Below are 21,781 nucleotides of genomic sequence, written 5' to 3'. Positions count from 1 at the left end.
CCAGGGTCATGGTGCCCTTGACTTTTGCCCACAGATGCTCGTTTTACGTCTACTTGACGAACGTACGACGTCGACTTCGCGCCGATCTCGGCGGCGGGGCGCGCACGGGAACCTCACCCGAAGCGCCTCCGGCTTCGCCCCGACTTCCCCCGGCCCGTTCGTATCACTAACATTCGGTCAGCTGGGACCCGCCGAAGCGCGGTGGGGCCCCAATCTCCGCCGCCCCGAGGGGGATTCGTTTCCGTGACCGCACACCGCCCGCTGCTGACCGCCGTCGCCGCAGGTGCGCTGCTGTGTGCGGTGTGGTTCGTACCGACGGCGAACGCCACTCCCGAGCACCCGCCGTCCGGGCAGCACGCCGCCGCGCCCCGGGAGGCCGCGGCGTCCCAGCGGTCCGCCGCCGCGACACAGGAGTTGTCCCTGGCGGACTCGGGCAGCATCGACACCACGCCGTACGTCTTCGGCGGTGTCGCGTTCGTCGCGGCGGGCGGCGCGCTGGTCACCGCCGCCGTGCGCAGGTCGCGCACGGCGGCTCGGTAAGGCCCTTCCGTCAGGCCAGCTTTCCGGTCACCGACTCGACCGCCTCGACCAGCTTTCCGGACCGTACGAACGCCTCGGCGGCCGCCAGGTCGGGGGCGAGGAAACGGTCCGCCCCGGGGCCTTCGACACCCGCCTCGCGGACCGCCCGTACGACCTCACGGGTGGCCGGAGCCGCCGTCAGGCCCTCGCGCAGCTCGATCGCGCGGGTCGCCGCGACGAGCTCCACGGCGATGACCTTGGCCAGCGCGTCCATGGCCGTACGCAGCTTGCGCGCCGCCGACCAGCCCATGGAGACGTGGTCCTCCTGCATCGCGGAGGACGGGATCGAGTCCACGGACGCGGGCACGGCGAGCCGCTTCATCTCGCTGACCAGGGCGGCCTGGGTGTACTGCGCGATCATCAGGCCGGAGTCGACGCCCGGGTCACCGGCCAGGAACGGCGGCAGCCCGTGCGAACGGTTCTTGTCCAGCAGCCGGTCGGTGCGGCGCTCGGCGATGGAGCCGAGGTCGGCGGCGGCGATGGCGAGGAAGTCCAGGACGTACGCGACCGGGGCGCCGTGGAAGTTGCCGTTGGACTCCACCCGGCCGTCGCGCAGGACGACGGGGTTGTCGACGGCGGAGGCCAGCTCGCGGTCGGCGACCAGCAGGGCGTGCGCCAGGGTGTCCCGGCCGGCGCCGGCGACCTGCGGCGCGCAGCGGATGGAGTACGCGTCCTGGACGCGCGGCGCGTCGTCCTGGTGGTGCCCGGTGAGCCCGGAACCGGCCAGTACGCGCAGCATGTTGCCGGCGCTGGACCCCTGGCCGGGGTGCGGGCGGATCGCGTGCAGCTCGGGGGCGAGGACCTTCTCGGAACCGAGCAGGGCCTCCAGGGAGAGCGCGGCCGTGATGTCGGCGGAGGTGATCAGGCGGGAGAGGTCCGCACAGGCCATGACCAGCATGCCGAGCATGCCGTCGGTGCCGTTGAGGAGCGCGAGGCCCTCCTTCTCCCGCAGCTCGACCGGCTCGATGCCGTGTTCGGCCAGCAGCTCGCCGGCCGGGCGCAGCTCGCCGTCGGGGCCCTCCGCGTCTCCCTCGCCCATGAGGGTGAGCGCGCAGTGGGAAAGCGGCGCGAGGTCGCCGGAGCAGCCGAGGGAGCCGTACTCGTGCACGACGGGGGTGATGCCCGCGTTGAGGATCGCGGCCATGGTCTCGACGACGAGCGGGCGTACGCCCGTGTGGCCGGAGGCGAGGGTCTTCAGGCGCAGGAACATCAGCGCGCGGACGACCTCGCGCTCCACGCGCGGGCCCATGCCGGCGGCGTGCGAGCGGACGATGTTGCGCTGGAGCTGGGCGCGCAGCTCGGTGCTGATGTGGCGGACGGCGAGGGCGCCGAATCCGGTGGAGACGCCGTAGACGGGGTCGGGCTTGGCGGCGAGGTCGTCGATGACCTGCCGCGCGGCGGCGACGGCGGCCAGCGCTTCTTCCGACACGACGACGCGCGCACCGTCGCGCGCCACGGAGATCACGTCTTCCGCGGTCGTCCCGGCCGTCCCCACCACCACAGTGTGCATATCCATATTCAGGCACCCTAGAGACTGAATCGCTGCCTGTCACCATCTGTCTGCCGACGGCTTTGCGGGGTGTCCTCCGGACGGGGCCTGATTCCCGGGCGCGGCCCGGCGTCGGGGTGTCCTCAATCGCCGGACGGGCTTGATTTGGCTGAGGCCCGCTGACGTCCGGCGCCGGACGGACTCGATTTGGCTGAGGCCCACTGGCCTCAAGCACCGGACGGGCTTGATTTGGCTGACGTCCGCTGGCCTCAAGCGCCCGACGCGCTCGATCCGGCTGACGCCCACCGGCCTCAAGCGCCGGACCGGCTCGCTCCGGCCGGAGGTCGCCGTCACGGTCTCCGGCCCCGGAAGCGGCGGCGTTCCGCCGTCGGGGGGGCCGGGGGGTGGTCGGCCAGGCGGATGATCGGGTCGCGGGCGCCGCCGTCGCGGCCGGCGACCACGGGGCTGACCGCGCGGGCCGCCTTCGCCCGGTACTGGGCCGCGTCCGCGAGGCGGAACAGGCGGCGGGCCGTGCCGACGGCGCCGATCGGGTCACCCGTGGAGGCGACTCCGCACGCGACGCCCTCGCCGAGTTCCAACTCGGCGGCCCGGCGGCACAGTTCGTCGGCGACGCGGACCACCTCGTCCGCCGGCGGACCCACTGTCAGCAGGCAGAACTCGTCCCCGCCCAGCCGCGCGGCCAGCGTGCCCGGCAGCATCGCCCCGCACAGGGACAGCACCGAGCCGAAGCGTTCCAGGAGCCGGTCGCCGACCGCGTGGCCCAGGGTGTCGTTGACCCTCTTGAGGCCGTTGAGGTCGCAGACCACCAGGCTGACGACCACGCCGTCGGCCAGATGCCGCTCCACCGCCTCGTCCAGGCGGGCGTCGACCGCGCGGCGGTTGCCCAGGCCCGTGAGGGGGTCGGTGAAGGCGAGCCGCCGGACCTCCTCCAGGCGCTCGGTCTGCGCGATCCCGGCCGCCGCCACGGCGGCCAGGACGGTCGCGAAGTCCGCGTCCGTACGGTCGAAGGCGGCCGCGCCCGGCGCCCGGGCCACGTACAGCTCGCCCCACGCCCGCCCGTGCAGCACGATCGGCGCGACGACGCAGCTGCCGCGACCGCGCCGGAGCAGTGCGGCCACCCGCTGTTGGCGGCGGGCGTCGGAGCCGCCGTCGCAGGTCTCCACCCACGCGTGCGGCTGCCCGCCGACCCAGCGCTCGTGCAGGAACTCCGTGATCTCGGGGAAGTCGTGCACGGGGTAGGACTCGTCCTCGGGGAAGCGCTCCTCCCCCTCCGTCCGCTCCCCCGCGTTCACCAGCACCCGCAGGCGACCGCGCTCGCGCTCCCACACCGAGATCGCGGCGAACGTGCCGTCCAGCGCGCGCCGCGCGCCCTCCGCCGCGGCCTCCACGCTCTCCAGCGGGGTGTGCGCCGCCGCCATGGCCTGTGCCAGCTCCACCACGGCACGCAGGCGGTCGTCGCACTCCCCGTCAGCTGCCACCCGAGCCTCACATTCCGTCACTGCGTGCAGATCTTGCACTCCAGCGTATGAATGTCGGGCCCATTCCGCCCCACGACCGGCTCGTCGACCGGTTTTGGGCGGGATCAGCCGAGCCGGGCCGTCACGCGCGCGCCGCCGTCACTCCCCCGGCCACTCCGGCGTCCGCTTCTCGTTGAAGGCCGCGACGCCCTCGGCCCGGTCGCCGGAGAAGGCCACCGTGCGCCACGCGGCGTCCTCGATCTCCAGGCCCGCCCGCAGGTCCTGTCCGTGCCCCAGCCGCAGCGCGCGCTTGGCGGCGCGCAGGCCCACCGGGGAGTTCGCGGCCATCCGCGCGGCAAGGGCCAGCGCCTCCGCGCGGTCCTCGCCCTCGTCCACGAGCAGGTCGACCAGACCCAGCTCGCGCGCCTCCTCGGCGGGCACCCGCCGCGCCGTGAAGATCAGCTCGGCGGCGCGGGCGGCGCCGACGCGGCGCGGCAGCAGCTGGGTGCCACCGCCGCCGGGGATCACCCCGACCGACACCTCGGGCAGACCCACCACGGCGGTGCCGTCGGCCACGATCACATCGCAGGACAGCGCCAGCTCGAACCCGCCGCCGAGGGCGAAGCCGTGCACGGCGGCGATGGTGGGCATCGGCAGCTCCAGCACGCCGGTGTACGCGGCGCGGGCGTGCGGGCGCTGGCGGCCGAGGTCGGCATCGGTGAAGGAGTTGCGCTCCTTGAGGTCGGCGCCGACGCAGAACGCGCGCTCGTGGGTGGAGGTGAGCACGACGACGCGTACGGAGGGGTCGTCGGCGAGGGCGCGGGTGGCCTCGGCGATGCGGCGGCCCATCTCGGTCGAGACGGCGTTCATGGCCTTGGGTCGGTCGAGGACGAGCTCGGCGACATGGCCGTCGCCGGGCCGGCGGACGGCGATCCATTCCCCGAAGCGCTGCTCACTCACGTGACCTCCCGATGACGTTAACGACCGTGAACCTGCCGCGACGGATCATCGCACCGGCGAGGGATCTCCTCAACCTCCCCCAGCTACCGCTGGGAGGTGCCCCAGGGGCTTGATTTTTCCGGCCGCCCGGTGTCGGCCTCCCGGCGGGGAGCGGACGTCAGCTCGATCTCCGGCTCAGCAGCCACGGCTCCACCACGCCGAGACCTCGCACCGGCCGCTGCCACATCGGCTGCAGCGCGAACCGGTACTTCTCCGCCTCCTCGGCGGACGCCGAAGCCGCGGCCTCCACCTCGGACTTCGGCGCGTCGCCGTTGCGGGCCAGCTCCTCCGCGAAGGCCCCGTCGACCAGGACGGCGTCCTTCGGCGCTATCGACGTCAGGCGGGACGCCAGATTCACCGTCGTGCCGAAGACGTCGCCCATGCGGGTCGTGACCGTGCCGAAGGCGAGCCCGACGCGCAGCTCCGGCATCGTCTCGTCGTGGGTCATGGTCTCGATCAGCCGCAGGCCGATCTCGGCCGCCGTGCCCGCGTCGTCCGCCGAGTACAGCACCTCGTCGCCGAGGGTCTTGATGAGCCGGCCGCCGTGCGCGGCGACCAGGTCGGCGGCGGTCGTCTCGAAGGCCTCGACCAGCTCGCCGAGCTCCTCCTCCTCCAGACGGCGGGTCAGGCGCGTGAAGCCGACCAGGTCGGCGAAGCCGACGGCCAGCCGGCGGTCGACCATCTCCGCGTCGTCCTGCGCCTGGACGACGCGGCCGGTGGCGGCGGCCAGCTGGCGCCGCCAGACGTAGATGAGGAACTCCTCCAGCTCCGGCAGCAACAGCTCGACCAGCGGATACGTGATCTCCGTGCGGGTCATGCCCGGCTCCTGAGGCTCGGTCAGGCCCTCCAGGAAGGAGTCGATCTGCCAGTCGGCGAGCCGGGCCGTGGTCTGGCCCGTGGAGCGGGCGACCTGTACGGCCATGGGCTCGCTGAGCAGCCCGGCCTCGACCAGCCCGGCGAGCCGGCGCAGCGCCAGGACGTCCGCCTCGGTCAGCGCGCGGGCCTGGCCGATGTCCGCGAAGCCCATGGCGCGCCAGAAGCGGGAGGCCAGGTCCATGGAGACGCCGGCCGCGCGGGCGGCCTGGAAGGGGGTGTAGCGGCGCTCGGCGCCGAGGATCAGCGCCTCCAGCCGCAGCGCGATGGGGTCGCCGCCCTCGTCGCCGTAGTCCTCGTCGACGCTCTTGGCGGGCCGGCCGGAGTCGTCGCCTCCGTCGCGCGCGCCACGGGGGCCGACGTTCTCGGCGTCCCCGTGCGCGGCGCCGTCCTCGCCCGTAGCCTCCACGGCACGGGGGGTACCCCCACCGTCGGCGGTCACCGCCCGCCCCCTGTCCGATCCGTGCGCACTGCCCTGCCGATCACTGCTCGCTTAGGTTCTGGGCACAACGATACGACAGGTGTGCCGTAGCTCACTCTTCCGACGGGGCGGGCCGTAGATGAACGATGTCTCCGGCGCCCACCGGCCGCTGCACTCCGTCGGCCGTCGCCAGCACCAACCGGCCGTCGCCGTCGACGGCCACGGCCTCCCCGACCAGGTCACGGCCGCCGGGAAGTTCGGCGCGCACGGTGCGCCCGAGGGTCGCGCACCCGGCGGCATACGCCTCCTGGAGCTGGCACGCGCCGGGGTCGCCTCCGGCGCGTCGCCACATCCCGTACCACTCCTCCAGCGACCGCAGGACGGCTCGCAGCAGGGGGTCGCGGTCGACGACGCGGGCACCGGCCAGCGCCAGGGAGCCCGCCGTCGGCACGGGCAGCTCCTCGGCGCGCAGCGAGACGTTCAGGCCGATGCCGACGACCACGCCGTCCCCGGCCCGTTCGGCGAGGATCCCGCCGGCCTTGCGCTCGGCGCCGTCGACGGTCACCAGCAGGTCGTTGGGCCACTTCAGGGCCGTGTCCACGCCGGCCGCCCGGGACAGCGCGGACGCCGTCGCCACCCCGGCGAGCAGCGGCAGCCAGCCCCACCGCTCGACGGGCACGCCGGGCCCCGGCGTGAGCAGGACGGAGAAGAAGAGCCCGGAGCGCGGCGGCGCCGACCAGGTGCGGTCCAGCCGCCCGCGCCCGGCCGACTGCCCCTCGGCGACGAGCACCGCGCCCTCCGTCGCCTTCCCGGCGGCGGCGTCCGCGACCAGGTCGGAGTTGGTGGACCCGGTCGCGGTGACCACGTCCAGGGAGGTCCACAGGCCGTCGGGGCGCAGCAGCGCGCGCCGGAGCGCGGTGGTGTTCAGCGGCGGGCGGTCGAGATCGGACCAGCGGTTGCCAGGGGCGTCGGAGGGCGTCATAAGAGCCACCATAGGAGGGGATTCGGACGGAACAGCGGCAAAAAGGTGTGGCCAACGACGCACTGCCGCAGCGCACCCGCGCGGATACGCTACGAACCGGTAGCCCAGTCAGCCCACCCCTCAGGACGAGCAGGAGCCGCATCCCGTGTCCGAGCCGGAATACGACATCCATACGACCGCGGGAAAGCTCGCGGACCTGCAGCGCCGGATCGAAGAGGCCACGCACGCGGGGTCCGCGCGAGCGGTGGAGAAGCAGCACGCCAAGGGCAAGTTGACGGCCCGTGAGCGCGTCGAGCTGCTGCTGGACGAGGATTCCTTCGTCGAGCTGGACGAGTTCGCGCGGCACCGCTCGACCGACTTCGGCATGGAGAAGAACCGACCCTACGGCGATGGCGTGGTCACCGGCTACGGCACGGTCGACGGCCGGCCGGTCGCGGTGTTCTCGCAGGACTTCACGGTCCTCGGCGGCTCGCTCGGCGAGGTCTTCGGACAGAAGATCATGAAGGTCATGGACTTCGCGCTGAAGACCGGCTGCCCGGTCGTCGGCATCAACGACTCCGGCGGCGCCCGCATCCAGGAGGGCGTCATGGCCCTCGGCATGTACGGCGAGATCTTCCGGCGCAATGTGCACGCGTCGGGCGTGATCCCGCAGATCTCGCTCATCGTCGGCCCGTGCGCCGGCGGCGCGGTCTACTCCCCCGCGATCACCGACTTCACGGTGATGGTCGACCAGACCTCGCACATGTTCATCACCGGACCGGACGTCATCAAGACCGTCACCGGTGAGGACGTGGGCTTCGAGGAGCTGGGCGGCGCCCGCACCCACAACTCCACCTCGGGCGTGGCCCACCACATGGCCGGGGACGAGAAGGACGCGATCGAGTACGTCAAGTCGCTGCTCTCGTACCTGCCTTCGAACAACCTGTCGGAGCCGCCGGCCTTCCCGGAGGAGGCCGACCTGGAGGCGTCGGACACCGACCTGGAGCTCGACACCCTCATCCCCGACAGCGCGAACCAGCCGTACGACATGCACACCGTCATCGAGCACGTGCTGGACGACGGCGAGTTCCTGGAGACCCAGGCGCTGTTCGCGCCGAACATCCTGACCGGCTTCGGCCGCGTCGAGGGCCACCCGGTGGGTGTCGTGGCCAACCAGCCGATGCAGTTCGCCGGCTGCCTCGACATCAACGCCTCCGAGAAGGCGGCGCGCTTCGTGCGGACGTGCGACGCCTTCAACATCCCGGTGCTGACCTTCGTGGACGTCCCGGGCTTCCTGCCGGGCACCGACCAGGAGTACAACGGAATCATCCGGCGGGGCGCCAAGCTGATCTACGCGTACGCCGAGGCCACCGTCCCGCTCATCACCGTCATCACCCGCAAGGCCTTCGGCGGCGCGTACGACGTCATGGGCTCCAAGCACCTCGGCGCGGACCTCAACCTGGCCTGGCCGACCTCCCAGATCGCGGTCATGGGCGCGCAGGGCGCGGTGAACATCCTGCACCGCCGGACCATCGCCGCCGCCGAGGACCAGGAGGCGACCCGCGCCGAGCTGATCGCCGACTACGAGGACACCCTGCTCAACCCGTACGTCGCGGCCGAGCGCGGCTACGTCGACGCGGTGATCATGCCGTCCGACACCCGTGCGCACATCGTGAAGGGCCTGCGCCAGCTGCGGACCAAGCGCGAGGCGCTGCCGCCGAAGAAGCACGGCAACATCCCGCTCTAAGGGCGGCATCGCCGCAGAGGAATCGCTTCGTCTTCGCTTCGAGGAGCTGACGTGATCAAGGTCGTACGGGGCAACCCGACCCCGGAGGAGCTGGCCGCCGCACTGGCGGTGGTCCAGGCCCGCGCGGCGGCCCGCGCCACCGCCGCGCCGGGCGAGGGCGGCGGCCCGGCCCGCCCGGAGTGGTCGGCTCCGGCCCGCCGCCTGGCGGCCATCCGCATCCCGCCAGCGGGCCCCCGCGCCTGGCGCACCACGTACTGGCCGGCGTAAGAGAGCAAGGCCCGGAGGCTCAGCCACTCTCTTCACTTCGGCGCACCGAACCGCCTCGTAGAGGACGGGAAGGGCGGAGGGACAGTTACCCTCCGCCCTTCCCGTCCGTTCAGCAACTCGCCATGAGGTCAGCGACCAGCCGCCCTGGCAGAGCGATACACGCCGTGCGAGCGCTCACAAGCGGGCTACTTGGGCCCAGGAACCAGCGTGTATTCCCTTCCCAGTCCACTGCTGGACGTGTTGCCGTACATGCTCACCTCGCCGTCCGACCAACGGATGACCAGATCGTCCTGCCAAGAGTTGTTCCCGTACTCGCCTACTGCCGCGACCTGAGCATGGGTCCAGAGACTATTCGCAGCCAGCAGTTTCTTCTCGCTGTTAAGCTTCTTGTGTCCGATGTCCTCATATATGGACACACTTCCGTTCACCCATCGCACGAACAAATCAAAATCGTCCGGTTCGCCATCGAAGTCACCCACGGTCATCACCGTCGCATTGGTCATGACATTGTTAGGGTCAGCGAGCTTGGTTTCCGAGTGAACACCCGACCCGTCAAAATCAGGATAGAGAGTCATTTCTCCGTCGGACCAGCGCACTACGAGATCATCGGGCCACTTGTTGTTCCCGTCTCCGAAACGCCCCGTACCGAACGAAAGCGCATGCGTCCAGTGCGTATTAGGGTTTTCAAGGGTTATCTCTGTACCGAGCTTCCATTTTTCATTCACATCCTGATAGATGGTGAGCTCTCCATCGGACCACCGGACCAAGAGATCGAATGTGTTTGCCCCCGTGAAGTCCCCGGCGGTTATCACGTCGGCATGGGTCCAGGTGCCGTTGGGGCCGACGATCTGGAACTCCTTGTCGAATCCGTTGTTCTGGTCCCCTTGGTACAAGGTGAGTTCGCCGTCGTCCCAACGCACGATCATGTCGTCAGTTCCGTTTTTTACCGACTCGGTGGAGAACATGCCGGAAGTCATGACAGCAGCGTGCTTCCAGGTTCCAGGGCCTCCCAGCGCGCTACCCTTGTCCGGCGGGTAATCGTTCACGGCCTGCGTATAGAGCCTATTCACGTCGGCATCGAATTGTGAGGCAAAGGAGGTATTGTCTTCCTTTCCTCCGGTGAGGTAGCCACCGATGACGCCGACGATGTTCCCTCGGTCGCCGTCAAACTTTTCCAGGAACGGGCCGCCGGAGACGCCAGGCTTGAACCCGTCGCACTCGATGCGCATGAAACGACCCTTGAACTCGTGCGTGTCGTTTTGACAGACGAGGGGAGTTTTATCCCCACCTGGATATCCGATCAGCGTCACATCTTTGCGTGACAGGTTCGCGGAGTGGACGAAGGTCAGCTCGTTGCCCATACCTACGGCGTTTTCCAGGAAAACGCCGCTGGAATTAGGCCCCACCCTCATAAACGCGAAGTCCAGGTCGTCGGCCTTGACCGGACCATCCGTCAGATAGGCTCCACTGATCCAAACCTTACCTTTCTTCATGGGGAAAATACCGTACGGTCGCTCCCCCAACTGCCCGGGTTTACTCGATCCAGCTCTGTACCCGGGAGCGAATGAGACTTTCCTGAATCGGTCACTGTCGTTGAGGCAGTGCGCCGCCGTTATCACCAAACTCTTGTTGGGTGATGCGACAGAGCTTGCGGTGCAGAATTGATCGGGCTTCTCCGGCTCGTCATCGTTGCGGACGAGGAAGACTCCGACCGTCTTGACGCCCTTGCCCTCGGGATGACTGGGCGCCTTCAGCCCGTTGCCCTGGGCAGACCCAGGAGCTTTGGGGTCATCCATGGGGACTGCCTTGGCGATGCGTTCAGGAGTCCAATATCGCTCGGCCTCCTGGGCTTCGCGGATCTCTTCGGGTGTGGCTGTGAAGGAAGGTGGTGAAGGCTTGGACGAAGGTGCAGGAGAAGAGGAAGGATCAGTAGGAAAAGATTGCCTTGTCGGCGGCGCTGACGGGCCCTCACTGGGCAAGCGGCCGTCGCCGGGATTCGACCCTTTGGAGGGAGGCATGATGGGTATGGCGCTTTGCCCCCGTTCGGGCCTGGACGTACGTGGCTGTGTACGCCCCTGCTCCGGATCTGCGGGCAGGATCTGCCCGCGAGATGGACTAGGCGCCGGAGTAGCCGCGGCGGCCGGCACTGCCCACGCAATCGTCACGCATATGCCCATGACGGCAGAGCGTAACCATCTACTTTTTGCCTTTTTCATGCGCCCACTTCCCTGTGGAGAGATTCGATGAGAGCCTTGACGCGATAGGACTGGCCGCATCCACTGCAAGCCGATCGGGGTATGACGTGAAATTCTGCTCACCGTCGCTATTTATCACTTCCCTCGCTCTGGTCCTAGTAGCGGCCCCATCGGCTCTGGCCGACAGCCCAGCCAAGGGTTATGAAATATCCGTCAATGGGGCTCGGAATCTTCGACAATGCACGACTGCGGACGTTAAAATCTCCCTCCCTAGGGGCATGGCCAAAGACGCCGAGCTGAACATCGAGTCCAAGGCCATCAGGAAGGGCGGAATCACCCTCATGAACGAGGAAGACGGCCTGGATCCCAATGATGACGGGCAATTGGATACCACGTTCTACGTCTACGGAGAGCCTGGCTCCTACTCGCTGCAATTGAATGACCAGAAGGGTCAGGTGCTGGCCCGCACGGAAGTCACGATAGTCGGGAAAAGCGCAGAAACAGAGCCGATTGATTACCCGCCTTCTGCCACTTTGTCGATCGCCAAGGCCCAAGTACAGAAAGGAGAGGAAATCGATGTTGAGTGGCTGGACGAGTGGATGGACGACGAAGAGAAGACCGTAGTCCTCAGGTCCCCGGCTTTCGAAAAATCGGCCGCATTGGCCTTCCAGGGGCGCCAATACTCGGGGAAGGCGAGGATCAGGCGGGACGCCAAGCCAGGCCCGCAGGAGGTCACACTCACGAGCCACCGAGGCTGCGGTGAATTCACAAGGACATTCACCGTCATAAGCAAGGATGGCGGGGAACCGAGTGGCGGAACAGCCGGGGGTGACAAGAACTCCTGGCTGTGTGCCCCTGTGCTAGCTGCCGGCGGCGCAGCGATTACTATCGCTATTGGGGCTGTCGCTGTCGTCAGGCGGAAGCGCCCGAATTCCTGACCATTCCCTCTGGCACCGACATACAGGCTGCCAGCGGTAACGGGGGGTCTAGGTCACGCTTCCCTGAGCGTCGAACATCCGCTTGACAGCCATATCAAAGCGCGGGCTTTGATTTCGGCCACTGCTGTCAGTTGCCCCTATAGAGCCACTTACGTACCCCAGGCCGGTGGCGTCCAGACGATGCAGCCACGGCGCGCCACTGGCTCCGTCGCCAAAGGCGCATTTGATACCTTCCACAGGTGAAGGTGAACTGCCGAGCAACCCCTTGCACCACCACTGGGTTTGACCCTCGTCCTTGTTTTCGGGGTACCCGAGAACGGTGATGCGCTGCGAAGATGGGTGGTTCCAGCTGAGTCCGTGGCCACCGGCGAGCTCGACAAGCTTCTGGCCACCCCTAGGCCAAGTGGTCACCATGGCCACATCACGTGAGCTATTGCTTTGCTCAGTCCACCCGACGAATGTCCTGAATTCTTTTGCCGGAAAAATACCGAGCGGAGTTCTGCCATCTCGATAGCGGGGGGCATAAGCCCAGTTGCGCATCCATGTCCCCCCGACCCCTTCGTGGGTACAGCGGCCCGAGGTGAGCACCATTTGCTTCGATGGGGTGTTGACGGAACTTGCTGAGCAGACGTAATCCCGTCCGTCCGTGGGGCTAGTGAAGAACACCTTCCCCACAGCATCCGATTCAGTGGTATCGAGCGCTGCTGATGCCGGAACCTTCGCCTTTATCGGCGGAGTTGATCCTTCCGCTCTGCTGAGCTCTTCGCCTCCGCTCGCAGGACCATCAGAAACGATGCCCGTAGCAACAGGAATCGCGCGCCGCATGCGTTCCTGGTTCCAGTAGCGTGCCACCTCGCCGGAAGATGCCATATCGACATCCGTGCCCGTAGCGAGCTTTGCCGGAGACTTTACCGTGGCAGCTGGATCATTCACATTTCCCGCCTGCGCCGAAGCAGAACCAACCGTTCCAATGCCGACCAGCACAGCCATAGCAGCGGCCAAGGGTAAGTGTCGCCTTCGTTGCACCTATTCACCTCTTCGACTGTGCGCTCACGGGAGGTCGAGCTGCCGCATTACGCAAGATTGAATTGACATTCACATACTCCCCATCACCATCAACTGGCGCAAGGGGATTATCTCTTCACGTCTGAAAATGGAGCCCTGCCAGCCGCATAGCCTGGCCTAGAAACACAGTCCAGCGGCAGCGAATCGGAGGAGTAGCGATGGCCTGGATATCGACTACGCGGGCAGGTAGGAGGGCCAAGCGGAATCTTCTCGTGACAGGAGAGGCAACCAGGGGTCGAGCATCCCGATGAGGCTTATATAGCCTTTTGGGGTGATGTACTGGAACGGCTGGATCCGAGAGGCGCGAGCCGTACCGCTCATGCCGCGAGCGGCCGATCGCGGCATGATCTCTCTCCCTCAGAGGCACGCTGATCCGCTTGCTTGTCCAACGACTTTGCAGCGAAGCGCTAACCAACGACTTGATCAAGGTGCCGGCCCACGGCGTACCTCTACTCGCCTTGGCCCCATGCTGAGTATGCGTACTCAGGCGCCGGTGATGCGTACCCGGCAGCATGGGGAGCGATGCTGTGGTCGGATCCACCCGAGGAACCGCCCGAGGAGCTGCGCGAAGCGCAGGCGATGCTCCGCCGGGCGGGTTTCGTGCTCGCCATCGGCATGGTGATCGCCTTCATCCTGCTCGGCCTGCGCTGACAGGCCGGCAGTGCGGATGGGGCGTACAGGTGGGGTGTGGGGCGGCGCCGGAGGCGAGTGCGCCCAGGTGGTCACGCCCCGCGACTACGCCGACTCCGGCGGCCGCACCGTCCGCATCGCGTCTCCCGGATCACCGCCATCACCCATGCCTGCTTCCCCAGGTACCTCCGGACCGACCGACACCGCGCTGACCCGTAGCGGCATCATCAGCACCCTCGCGCGACCTCCGCACCGTTCCTGCGTGCCTGCCTCCTGCGCCCCGAGCAGTTCGCCGCCATAGAGTCCACGGTCCCCGCCCCCGGCTGCATCCGACCCCCGGTGTCCGCTAAAGCCTGGGCATCGCCCGGCGCCCCGCCCCAGGAGACCTCCAGGGCATCTGATTCCTTGGCGGCACCCACCTGGACGGTCTCGGAGGAGACCGCCGTCACCCCGGACGGCAGTCGTGCGACGCGGCAGCGATCTTCACCCCTCCCACGTCCGAGAAACCTACGAGACCCAGACCTGGCCTTCCTGACCTTGATCAACGACGCCCGCGGCTCCCGCGCCGCGCTCCGGCCTGCCCGATTCCGGACCTGACTCGTCCCGGCCGCAACCAGAATCTCCCCATTCACGTCATCACCAGTGAAATGCCCGCGAACCGGGGAGTGCGTCTCACCATGAACAGGCCCGTCCGGCACATATCCGCCTTCGTCGGGGTGCTGGTGCTCGCCCTGCTGGTCCAGGCCACCTGGGTCCAGTTCGTCCGCGGTGACGAGCTCTCCGGTCACAAAGAGAACAAGCGAGTCCGCTTCGCGAGCTTCGCCCAGCCCCGCGGCGACATCATCGTCGGCGGCAAGCCGGTCACCGGCTCCGAGGAGACCAAGGACAGCGACTTCAGGTACAAGCGCACGTTCACGGACGGCGAGCTGTACGCCCCGGTCACGGGCTACTCCTCCCAGAGCTATGGCAGCAGCCAGCTCGAGAATCTCAACAACAAGCTGCTCAGCGGCACGGACGACAGGCTCTTCCTGCAGCGCACCACCGACGTCCTCACCGGCGGGAAGCCGCGCGGCGGCGACGTGGTCACCACGATCGACCCCAAGGCGCAGAAGGCCGCCTTCGAGGGCCTGGGCACGTACAAGGGCGCCGTCGTCGCACTCGATCCGCGCACCGGCAAGGTGCTCGCCCTCGCCTCCACCCCCTCGTACGACCCCTCGCTCTTCGCCGGGGACCGCAACAAGGACAAGGCGGCCTGGGACCGGCTTCAGGCCGACAAGAACAAGCCGATGGTCAACCGGGCGCTCAAGGAGCGTTACCCCCCGGGCTCGACCTTCAAGATCCTCACCGCGGCGGCGGCCCTGGAGCACGGCGTCGTCTCGGACATCGACGCCAAGGGCAGCGCCCCGGTCCCGTACAAGCTCCCTCTGAGCTCCACCACGGTCCGCAACGACGTGCAGACCTCGGAGTGCGTCAACGGCTCGCTGAAGGCCGGCCTCCAGTGGTCGTGCAACAACGTCTTCCTCGACCTGGCCGACAAGCTGGGCACGGACAAGATGCGCGAGACCGCCGAGAAGTTCGGCTTCAACGACAAGAAGGTGGACATCCCGGTGCGCGCCGCCGAGAGCGTCTACCCCCGGAAGCTCGACCGCCCCCAGACCGCGCTGACGGGCATGGGCCAGGGCAGCCTGGACAGCACCCCGCTCCAGATCGCCATGATGACCGCCGGCCTCGCCAACGACGGCAAGGTGATGAAGCCGTACATGGTCGACGAGTTGCGCGGCCCCGACCTCGGCACTCTGGAGAAGCACGAGCCCGAGGTCATGTCGCAGGCCGTCTCCGCCGACACGGCGAAGAAGGTGCAGACCATGATGGAGAACACCGCCCGGAACGGCACCGGCAAGAAGGCGCTGATCGACGGCGTCACGGTCGGCGCCAAGACGGGCACGGCCCAGCACGGCGTCAACAACGAGAAGTTGCCCTACGCCTGGTTCGTGTCGTACGCCAAGCAGGGCGACGGCTCGCCGGTCGCGGTCGCCGTCTTCATCGACCCCGAGGGCTCGGGCATCGACCGCGAGGAGATCTCCGGCGGCGGGCTCGCGGGACCGATCGCCAAGAAGGTCATGGAGGCCGTGATCAGCAAGTGACGCAAGGGGAAACGGGGGCCGAATCGTACGGGAGATGTCAGCATCGATCCGGGTAAGTCGGCCCCCGCACCTGTTCGTTCGAGATTTTCGGCCTACTGTGAGGAATTAACCGCCACGCAATCGAATCGACCGGACGCGGTCACGAGGTATGGCTAGAATCGATCACCACATCACTCGAACGGGGGAGGTCGAGCCGTGACACGTTCACGATTCGCCGGCATCGCCGGTGTGCTCCTCACCCTTGTTCTCGCCATGCTGCTGACGACGCGCACGGCGGATGCCGGGGACGCCCAGGCGTCCCCCTCCTCGCTCAGCCAGTCGGTACGGACCGCGACCGCGGCGGAGACCGACTGCGAGCACCCCGGTGATGCCAAGGACGGCGACGGCTGGAACCGCCACGCCCGTACGGGCCACCGCTCCGGCACGTCCCAGCCCCGGCAGCCCCTCACCCTCGCGGTCGCGGGCAACGCCGCGGCCGCCGAGGACACCGCGCCCTCCACGGGACACTCCGACGGCCGGACACCCGCGCCCGCCCGGGCGTCGCATCACCAACGCGGCGCCGTTCTCCAGGTCTTCAGGCACTGATCCCGGCCCTTCGGGCACCGGTCCGCCTCAGGACCTGACCGTTTTCAGCCACTGATCCGACGGGCGTACGCCGCCCGCCGGCAGCCGGCCGTACCCACCGCACCGCACCCCCGCGACCCGCGCCGACACCAACGACGCTCCGGCACAGGCGGGTTGCGGGCCTTCGCGGCCTTCGCGGCATCACATCCCTTCCCAGACGTCCCGACGACGCAACGTCTTCGATGTCCGACCGACAACGACTACCTCCAGGAGGTCAGCCGTTCATGCAGTCCCTCATCGACCACGCCCGCGCATTCTCCACCCGCGCGCACCAATCCGCCGGGGAGCTCAGCGGCCTCGAACTCGGCCAGTCCCCCGAAGCCATGTTCATCACCTGTTCCGACTCCCGTGTCGTCCCCACGCTCATCACCGGCACCCGCCCGGGTGACCTGTTCGAGCTGCGTACGGCCGGCAACATCGTTCCCGAGTACAGCACCGATCACCCCTCCGGCGAGACGGCCACCATCGAATACGCCGTACGGGTCCTCGGCGTGCGGGACATCATCGTCTGCGGCCACTCCCACTGCGGGGCCGTCGGCGCGGTCGTACGCGAGGAGGACCTCACCGGCCTCCCCGCCGTCCGCGGCTGGCTGGAGCGCGGGGCCTCCGCCGGGCTCAAGGGCGACGGCGGCGAAGCGCCCGACGTGGCCGAGCCGGTGCAGCGCCACGCGCTCGCCCAGCTCGACCGGCTGCGCGGCTATCCGTGCGTCGCCGAAGCCCTCGACGAGGGCCGCCTCGGGCTGCACGCCTGGTACTACGAGGTCCACACCGGGACCGTCCTGGCCCACCGGACCACCGGCGACGAGGCCGCTTTCCTGCCGCTGTGACCACCACACCCCAGGTCACCCCGGCTCGCCTTCCCCACCCTCACGTGAGGAATCCATGCTCACCACACCCCGTCCCGCCGTGCTGCGGCGGGACTTCACCGCTTCGCTCGTCGTCTTCCTGGTCGCCCTCCCGCTGTGCGTCGGCGTCGCCGTCGCCTCGGGCGTGCCCGCCGAACTCGGCCTGATCACCGGCATCGTCGGCGGCCTCGTCGTCGGCATGCTGCCCGGCAGTTCCCTCCAGGTCAGCGGGCCCGCCGCCGGCCTGACCGTGCTCGTGTACGAAGCCGTCCAGACCCATGGCCTCGGCACCCTCGGAGTGATCGTCCTGGCCGCCGGCGCACTCCAACTGGCGCTCGGCGCCCTCGGCTTCGGACGCTGGTTCCGCGCCATCTCGGTGGCCGTCGTCCAGGGCATGCTCGCCGGCATCGGACTCGTCCTGATCTTCGGACAGGCCTACGCGATGGCCGACCTCAAGGCCCCCAGCAGCGGCCTCGACAAGCTCGCCGGACTGCCGGGGCTCGCCGCCGACATCGCCGCGGACGGCGGGTCGCTGACGGCCTTCGCCATCGGCGCCGGCACCGTGGCCGTCCTGGTGCTCTGGAAGCGCCTGCCCGCCCGCGTCTCCACCGTGGTGCCCGCGCCCCTGGTGGCGGTGGCGCTCGCCACCGCCGTGACGGCCGGCTTCTCCCTGTCCGTCGCCAAGGTGCAGGTCAAGGGGCTCTTCGAGTCGATTCAGCCGCCCGGCCTCGACGGCTTCACCGAGCTCGGCGACGTGGCCCTGCTCGGCACCGTCCTGGCGTTCACCCTCATCGCCTCCGCCGAGAGCCTCTTCAGCGCGGCGGCGGTGGACCGCCTGCACGACGGGCCGCGCACCGACTACAACAAGGAGCTGATGGCCCAGGGCGTCGGCAACACCGTCTGCGGGCTGCTCGGTGCGCTGCCCATGACCGCGGTCATCGTGCGCAGCGCCGCGAACGTCCAGGCGGGCGCCCGCACCAAGGTCTCGCGGGTCCTGCACGGCGCGTGGCTACTGATCTTCGCCGCGCTGTTCCCGGCGGCGCTCGGCGTGATCCCGGTCGCCGCGCTCGCCGGAGTGCTGGTGCACGCCGGCTGCAAGCTCGTCCCGCTCCGCGACCTGCGGCCGCTGTGGCGCGACCACCGCGGCGAGGCGGTGGTCCTGGGCGTCACCGCCGTCGCCATCGTCACCACGAACATGTTCGAGGGCGTCCTGGCCGGCCTGCTGCTGGCCGTGGCCAAGACCGCGTGGGAGACCTCGCACGTCCAGACGAACGTCAAGGACAGCGGCGGCGACCCCATCCACGTCCGGCTGACCGGCAACGCCACCTTCCTGCGGCTGCCGCACATCCTCGACACCCTGGAGGCGCTGCCGAAGGACCGGCCGATCGAGCTGGACCTCTCGGGGCTGCGCCACCTCGACCACGCCTGCCGCACGGCCTTGACGAACTGGGCCGACCGGCACAACGCGGAGGGCACCGAGCCGGTGCGGATGCGGGGTGAGGTCATGGTCGCGGCGGGCTGAACGCCCCCGGGCGGGGACCGGCGGGGCTCCGCCCCGGGGGCCGACCTCATAGGCTGACCCGTATGAACGACAGCTCCGCACGCCGCCGCCTGGTCCTCGCCTCCCAGTCCCCCGCCCGCCTCGGCCTGCTCCGCGCCGCGGGCCTCGCGCCCGAGGTGATCGTCAGCGGGGTGGACGAGGACGCGATCACCGCCCCGACCCCCTCCGAGCTGGCCCGGGTGCTCGCCGAGGCGAAGGCCGAGGCCGTCGCCGTACGGGCCGAGGCGGCCGGCGCGCTGGTCATCGGCTGCGACTCGGTGCTGGAGCTGGACGGCCGGGCGCTGGGCAAGCCGGCCGACGCGGAGGACGCGACGGCCCGCTGGAAGACGATGCGTGGCCGGTCCGGGATCCTCCGGACCGGCCACTGCGTGATCGACACGGCCGCCGGCCGCCGCGTCTCCGCGACCGCCTCCACGACCGTCCGGTTCGGCGAACCGACCGACGCCGAGATCGCCGCGTACGTCGCCACCGGCGAACCCCTCCACGTGGCGGGCGCCTTCACCCTCGACGGCCGGTCCGCTCCCTTCGTCGACGGCATCGACGGGGATCACGGCAATGTCGTCGGCCTGTCGCTCCCCCTGCTCCGCGGCCTCCTCGCCGAGCTGGAGGTGTCGATCACCGACCTGTGGGTGTGAGGGCGCCCGGCGCCGCCTAGACCGGCAGCACCCCGGCGACCGGGGCGAGGATCCCGAGCACGGGGTCCAGGGCCTGCGTGACCTGGCCGAGCTGGTCCAGCTGGTTCAGTTTGCCGAGCTCGTTGGTGGCGCCGGGGTAGAGGCTCATGTCCTTGTTGGACGGCGGGTCGACCTTCGGCGGGGCGACGACGTGGCCCGCGTTCGAGCTGGGCGGTTGCGGCATGGGCGCGGCCGAGGCGGCGGTGGCGGTCATGGTGAGTGCGGCGCCGGTGAGAGCGGCGGCGGCTGCGATGCGCTTGATCATGACCCGCCCAACGATGTCATGGCGCCTCGGTCACCATTCCTTGCGCCACTCGGGGACGCCCACCCCAGAAATGCGCGCGCGGTGACCGGGTACGCCGAGTAACTCCCCCAACGGCCCACCGCCGATGCGCAATCGAGCCACCGGGGCGAGTTTCCTCGCGGATCACGCGGCGCATATTCCGGTATAGCCGACTCCCGAGGAGAACCAGCCATGCCGAAGATCCTCATCACGACCGGCGACGCCGCCGAGGACCTGGAGGTGATGTACCCCTACCAGCGGTTGCTGGAGGAGGGGTACGAGGTCGACATAGCCGCGCCGACCGTCAAACAGCTCCAGTTCGTCATCCATGACTTCGTCTCCAGCTTCGACACCTACACCGAAAAGCTCGGCCACTCCTGGCCGGCCGACATCGCGCTCGCGGACGTGAATACCGCCGACTACGCGGCCGTGGTCATCCCCGGCGGCCGTGCCCCCGAGTTCCTGCGGATGAATCCCGACTTCCAGCGGATCATCAAATCGTTCTTCGCCGATAACAAGCCTGTCGCACACATCTGTCACGCCGCCGTGGCCCTCGCGCCCCTCGGTGTCCTCAAGGGCCGGCGCACCGCCGCCTGGCCCGCCTGCGCCCCCGACGTCCAGCTGGCGGGCGGCACCTTCGTGGACGCGGAGGCCGTGGTCGACGGCAATCTGGTCTCCGCGCGCGCCTGGAACGACCAGCCGGCGTGGATGCGGGCCTTCGTCGAGCTGCTGCGCGAGCACGCGCCGGTCGAGCGCTGAGCGGAGCCGGGCGTCTCCGGGGGCTGTGCGAAGCTGGTGGGTCCGCCCGCCGGCTCGTACCGCCGTCCCGAAGGAGCCTTTCGCCATGCCGCAGTCCGTGGACCGCGCCCTCGACGTCCTCGACGCCGTCGCGGCCTCCGACGGACCCCTGACCGCCAAGGCCCTCGCCCGGCGGACGGGCTGCGCGCTGTCCACGGTGTACGAGCTGCTGGGCGCCCTCACCGCGCGCGGGCACGTCGTACGCACCACCGGCGGCTACACCCTCGGCTATCGGGTCCCCGCCCTGCACCGCGCCTTCCAGCGCCAGATGCGGGTGGCCGACGAGGTGCACGGGCTGCTGCTCACGGCACGGCGGGCGGTGGGCGCGGACACCTATTTCAGCGCCTACCGCGACGGTGACATCGCCGTGCTCGCCGGAGCCGCCGGCTCCGGCTCTCCCACCGGCGGCTTCTCCGTCGGCCAGGACGCCGACGGGCACGCCACCGCGCACGGCAAGGTGCTGCTGTCGGCCCTCCCCCGCGCCGCCCGTCTGCGCTATCTGACCGGCACGGGCATGCGCGCGATCACGCCGCGGACGATCACCTCGCCGGAGCGGCTCGATGTGGAGCTCAGGCGGGTGCGGCGGGAGGGCGTCGCGGTGGAGGTCGAGGAGTGCGCGCCGGGTGTGGCCTGTGTGGCCGTGCCGGTGCCGGCGGCCGGCGCGGGCGGCGTGCGCACGGCGGTGTCGGCCGCGCTGCCGCTGGAGGAGTTCCTCGCCCGTGGGCACCGGGTGACGGAGATGCTGCGCCATGTGGCGGCCGAGGCCGGGCGGTTGGCCGTTCCGGGTGCCGAGGTCCCTACTGGCGGGTAAGCCCACAGGTACGGGGTCCGCTGTCCACCGTGACAGTCCGGCGAACGCGCAAACTTTGTGCCACCCCTTCGTAGGGACTCGACAAAGAAAGAGCACCACCGCTCATGAACGATCGTCGAGACCTTGACCACACGAAAGGATCACCTGCGGCCCTTAAACCCGGCGTACCGTGGGATAACTGGGGACTTACGCGTGCGCACGCCCAGGTCTTCACCCTCCGTGTGGGCAAGCTCACCCCGGGAGTCGGGTCGGCACAGAGTGTTGCCGGTACCTAAACTCACCTTGTTTCAAGGAGGGAGCCATCGTGCGCAAGGTGCTCATCGCCAACCGTGGCGAAATCGCTGTCCGCGTTGCTCGTGCATGCCGTGATGCGGGGATCGGGAGTGTGGCGGTCTACGC

Annotated in this window: 21 protein-coding genes; 13 read left to right on the top strand and 8 right to left on the bottom strand. The window is 69.2% G+C overall.

Features of this window, described 5'->3' with window-relative positions; all coding sequences use genetic code 11:
- The first annotated feature begins 243 nt into the window (after nucleotides 1-243).
- Nucleotides 244-540, top strand: coding sequence for a hypothetical protein (locus tag ACZ303_RS18780; protein WP_467340249.1), 297 nt, complete (start codon nucleotides 244-246; stop codon nucleotides 538-540).
- Nucleotides 541-550: 10 nt separating this feature from the next.
- Here ACZ303_RS18780 and hutH read toward each other — a convergent pair whose 3' ends face one another.
- The 5 genes from hutH to ACZ303_RS18755 form a co-directional block, all read right to left on the bottom strand.
- Nucleotides 551-2,095 (bottom strand): histidine ammonia-lyase, encoded by a 1,545-nt coding sequence (gene hutH, locus ACZ303_RS18775; RefSeq protein WP_467340247.1) that lies wholly within the window; start codon nucleotides 2,093-2,095, stop codon nucleotides 551-553.
- Between the two features lie 323 nt (nucleotides 2,096-2,418).
- Nucleotides 2,419-3,507 (bottom strand): GGDEF domain-containing protein, encoded by a 1,089-nt coding sequence (locus tag ACZ303_RS18770; RefSeq protein WP_467340778.1) that lies wholly within the window; start codon nucleotides 3,505-3,507, stop codon nucleotides 2,419-2,421.
- A 198-nt stretch (nucleotides 3,508-3,705) separates the two neighbouring features.
- Nucleotides 3,706-4,506, bottom strand: coding sequence for an enoyl-CoA hydratase/isomerase family protein (locus ACZ303_RS18765; protein ID WP_467340246.1), 801 nt, complete (start codon nucleotides 4,504-4,506; stop codon nucleotides 3,706-3,708).
- A 157-nt stretch (nucleotides 4,507-4,663) separates the two neighbouring features.
- Nucleotides 4,664-5,827 (bottom strand): adenylate/guanylate cyclase domain-containing protein, encoded by a 1,164-nt coding sequence (locus tag ACZ303_RS18760; protein WP_467340244.1) that lies wholly within the window; start codon nucleotides 5,825-5,827, stop codon nucleotides 4,664-4,666.
- Nucleotides 5,828-5,951: 124 nt separating this feature from the next.
- Nucleotides 5,952-6,821: a biotin--[acetyl-CoA-carboxylase] ligase gene (locus tag ACZ303_RS18755; RefSeq protein WP_467340242.1), complete on the bottom strand. Its 870-nt coding sequence runs from the start codon at nucleotides 6,819-6,821 to the stop codon at nucleotides 5,952-5,954.
- Between the two features lie 145 nt (nucleotides 6,822-6,966).
- Between ACZ303_RS18755 and ACZ303_RS18750 the strand changes: the two genes are divergently transcribed.
- Together ACZ303_RS18750 and ACZ303_RS18745 are read left to right on the top strand one after the other, a co-directional pair.
- Nucleotides 6,967-8,547, top strand: coding sequence for an acyl-CoA carboxylase subunit beta (locus ACZ303_RS18750; protein ID WP_467340240.1), 1,581 nt, complete (start codon nucleotides 6,967-6,969; stop codon nucleotides 8,545-8,547).
- A gap of 51 nt (nucleotides 8,548-8,598) precedes the next feature.
- Nucleotides 8,599-8,814 (top strand): acyl-CoA carboxylase epsilon subunit, encoded by a 216-nt coding sequence (locus ACZ303_RS18745; protein ID WP_467340238.1) that lies wholly within the window; start codon nucleotides 8,599-8,601, stop codon nucleotides 8,812-8,814.
- 185 nt (nucleotides 8,815-8,999) lie between these two features.
- Here the strand turns inward: ACZ303_RS18745 and ACZ303_RS18740 are convergent, their stop codons facing one another.
- Nucleotides 9,000-10,610 carry a trypsin-like serine peptidase gene (locus tag ACZ303_RS18740; protein WP_467340236.1) on the bottom strand — a complete coding sequence of 537 codons (1,611 nt, stop codon included), beginning with the start codon at nucleotides 10,608-10,610 and terminating at the stop codon, nucleotides 9,000-9,002.
- A 677-nt stretch (nucleotides 10,611-11,287) separates the two neighbouring features.
- Here ACZ303_RS18740 and ACZ303_RS18735 point away from each other — a divergent pair.
- Nucleotides 11,288-11,947, top strand: a complete 660-nt coding sequence (locus ACZ303_RS18735; protein ID WP_467340234.1) for a hypothetical protein — start codon at nucleotides 11,288-11,290, stop codon at nucleotides 11,945-11,947.
- A 48-nt stretch (nucleotides 11,948-11,995) separates the two neighbouring features.
- Here the strand turns inward: ACZ303_RS18735 and ACZ303_RS18730 are convergent, their stop codons facing one another.
- The gene (locus tag ACZ303_RS18730) at nucleotides 11,996-12,937 is read right to left on the bottom strand and encodes a trypsin-like serine peptidase (protein WP_467340232.1); all 942 of its coding nucleotides are present in this window, start codon (nucleotides 12,935-12,937) and stop codon (nucleotides 11,996-11,998) included.
- Nucleotides 12,938-13,534: 597 nt separating this feature from the next.
- Between ACZ303_RS18730 and mmpB the strand changes: the two genes are divergently transcribed.
- From mmpB to ACZ303_RS18700, 6 genes are all read left to right on the top strand, one after another.
- Nucleotides 13,535-13,663: a morphogenic membrane protein MmpB gene (mmpB, locus tag ACZ303_RS18725; RefSeq protein ID WP_467340230.1), complete on the top strand. Its 129-nt coding sequence runs from the start codon at nucleotides 13,535-13,537 to the stop codon at nucleotides 13,661-13,663.
- 656 nt (nucleotides 13,664-14,319) lie between these two features.
- Nucleotides 14,320-15,786 carry a peptidoglycan D,D-transpeptidase FtsI family protein gene (locus tag ACZ303_RS18720; RefSeq protein ID WP_467340228.1) on the top strand — a complete coding sequence of 489 codons (1,467 nt, stop codon included), beginning with the start codon at nucleotides 14,320-14,322 and terminating at the stop codon, nucleotides 15,784-15,786.
- Nucleotides 15,787-15,981: 195 nt separating this feature from the next.
- Entirely contained in the window at nucleotides 15,982-16,371 is a 390-nt protein-coding gene (locus ACZ303_RS18715) for a hypothetical protein (protein ID WP_467340226.1), read from the top strand.
- A 263-nt stretch (nucleotides 16,372-16,634) separates the two neighbouring features.
- On the top strand, nucleotides 16,635-17,237 hold the full coding sequence (locus ACZ303_RS18710) for a carbonic anhydrase (RefSeq protein ID WP_467340224.1): 603 nt from the start codon (nucleotides 16,635-16,637) through the stop codon (nucleotides 17,235-17,237).
- A gap of 55 nt (nucleotides 17,238-17,292) precedes the next feature.
- A complete protein-coding gene (locus tag ACZ303_RS18705; RefSeq protein WP_467340222.1) occupies nucleotides 17,293-18,777 on the top strand; it encodes a SulP family inorganic anion transporter in 1,485 nt (494 codons plus the stop codon).
- Between the two features lie 62 nt (nucleotides 18,778-18,839).
- Nucleotides 18,840-19,451: a nucleoside triphosphate pyrophosphatase gene (locus ACZ303_RS18700; RefSeq protein ID WP_467340220.1), complete on the top strand. Its 612-nt coding sequence runs from the start codon at nucleotides 18,840-18,842 to the stop codon at nucleotides 19,449-19,451.
- A gap of 16 nt (nucleotides 19,452-19,467) precedes the next feature.
- On the opposite strand, the gene ACZ303_RS18695 is transcribed toward ACZ303_RS18700, so the two are convergent.
- The gene (locus ACZ303_RS18695) at nucleotides 19,468-19,755 is read right to left on the bottom strand and encodes a hypothetical protein (protein ID WP_467340218.1); all 288 of its coding nucleotides are present in this window, start codon (nucleotides 19,753-19,755) and stop codon (nucleotides 19,468-19,470) included.
- A gap of 210 nt (nucleotides 19,756-19,965) precedes the next feature.
- On the opposite strand from ACZ303_RS18695, the gene ACZ303_RS18690 reads away from it, so the two are divergent.
- The 3 genes from ACZ303_RS18690 to ACZ303_RS18680 form a co-directional block, all read left to right on the top strand.
- Nucleotides 19,966-20,532 carry a DJ-1/PfpI family protein gene (locus ACZ303_RS18690; protein WP_467340216.1) on the top strand — a complete coding sequence of 189 codons (567 nt, stop codon included), beginning with the start codon at nucleotides 19,966-19,968 and terminating at the stop codon, nucleotides 20,530-20,532.
- Between the two features lie 85 nt (nucleotides 20,533-20,617).
- Nucleotides 20,618-21,382 carry an IclR family transcriptional regulator gene (locus tag ACZ303_RS18685; RefSeq protein ID WP_467340214.1) on the top strand — a complete coding sequence of 255 codons (765 nt, stop codon included), beginning with the start codon at nucleotides 20,618-20,620 and terminating at the stop codon, nucleotides 21,380-21,382.
- A gap of 304 nt (nucleotides 21,383-21,686) precedes the next feature.
- The coding region (locus ACZ303_RS18680; RefSeq protein WP_281179312.1) for a biotin carboxylase N-terminal domain-containing protein at nucleotides 21,687-21,781 on the top strand (95 nt) is incomplete at its 3' end.

Source organism: Streptomyces sp. NPDC023527, from assembly GCF_055560115.1.
Note: the sequence above shows the minus strand (reverse complement) of the source record. Positions and strands in the feature narration are given on the sequence as shown.

What these genes read in the sequence shown, in the direction of transcription:
- ACZ303_RS18735 (WP_467340234.1), top strand. Translation starts at nt 11,288, where the DNA reads ATGGCCAAAGACGCCGAGCTGAACATCGAGTCCAAGGCCATCAGGAAG.
- ACZ303_RS18730 (WP_467340232.1), bottom strand. Translation starts at nt 12,937, where the DNA reads ATGGCTGTGCTGGTCGGCATTGGAACGGTTGGTTCTGCTTCGGCGCAG.
- mmpB (WP_467340230.1), top strand. Translation starts at nt 13,535, where the DNA reads ATGCTGTGGTCGGATCCACCCGAGGAACCGCCCGAGGAGCTGCGCGAA.
- ACZ303_RS18740 (WP_467340236.1), bottom strand. Translation starts at nt 10,610, where the DNA reads ATGGATGACCCCAAAGCTCCTGGGTCTGCCCAGGGCAACGGGCTGAAG.
- ACZ303_RS18695 (WP_467340218.1), bottom strand. Translation starts at nt 19,755, where the DNA reads ATGATCAAGCGCATCGCAGCCGCCGCCGCTCTCACCGGCGCCGCACTC.
- ACZ303_RS18690 (WP_467340216.1), top strand. Translation starts at nt 19,966, where the DNA reads ATGCCGAAGATCCTCATCACGACCGGCGACGCCGCCGAGGACCTGGAG.
- ACZ303_RS18770 (WP_467340778.1), bottom strand. Translation starts at nt 3,507, where the DNA reads ATGGCGGCGGCGCACACCCCGCTGGAGAGCGTGGAGGCCGCGGCGGAG.
- ACZ303_RS18705 (WP_467340222.1), top strand. Translation starts at nt 17,293, where the DNA reads ATGCTCACCACACCCCGTCCCGCCGTGCTGCGGCGGGACTTCACCGCT.
- ACZ303_RS18755 (WP_467340242.1), bottom strand. Translation starts at nt 6,821, where the DNA reads ATGACGCCCTCCGACGCCCCTGGCAACCGCTGGTCCGATCTCGACCGC.
- hutH (WP_467340247.1), bottom strand. Translation starts at nt 2,095, where the DNA reads ATGGATATGCACACTGTGGTGGTGGGGACGGCCGGGACGACCGCGGAA.
- ACZ303_RS18710 (WP_467340224.1), top strand. Translation starts at nt 16,635, where the DNA reads ATGCAGTCCCTCATCGACCACGCCCGCGCATTCTCCACCCGCGCGCAC.
- ACZ303_RS18685 (WP_467340214.1), top strand. Translation starts at nt 20,618, where the DNA reads ATGCCGCAGTCCGTGGACCGCGCCCTCGACGTCCTCGACGCCGTCGCG.
- ACZ303_RS18700 (WP_467340220.1), top strand. Translation starts at nt 18,840, where the DNA reads ATGAACGACAGCTCCGCACGCCGCCGCCTGGTCCTCGCCTCCCAGTCC.
- ACZ303_RS18720 (WP_467340228.1), top strand. Translation starts at nt 14,320, where the DNA reads ATGAACAGGCCCGTCCGGCACATATCCGCCTTCGTCGGGGTGCTGGTG.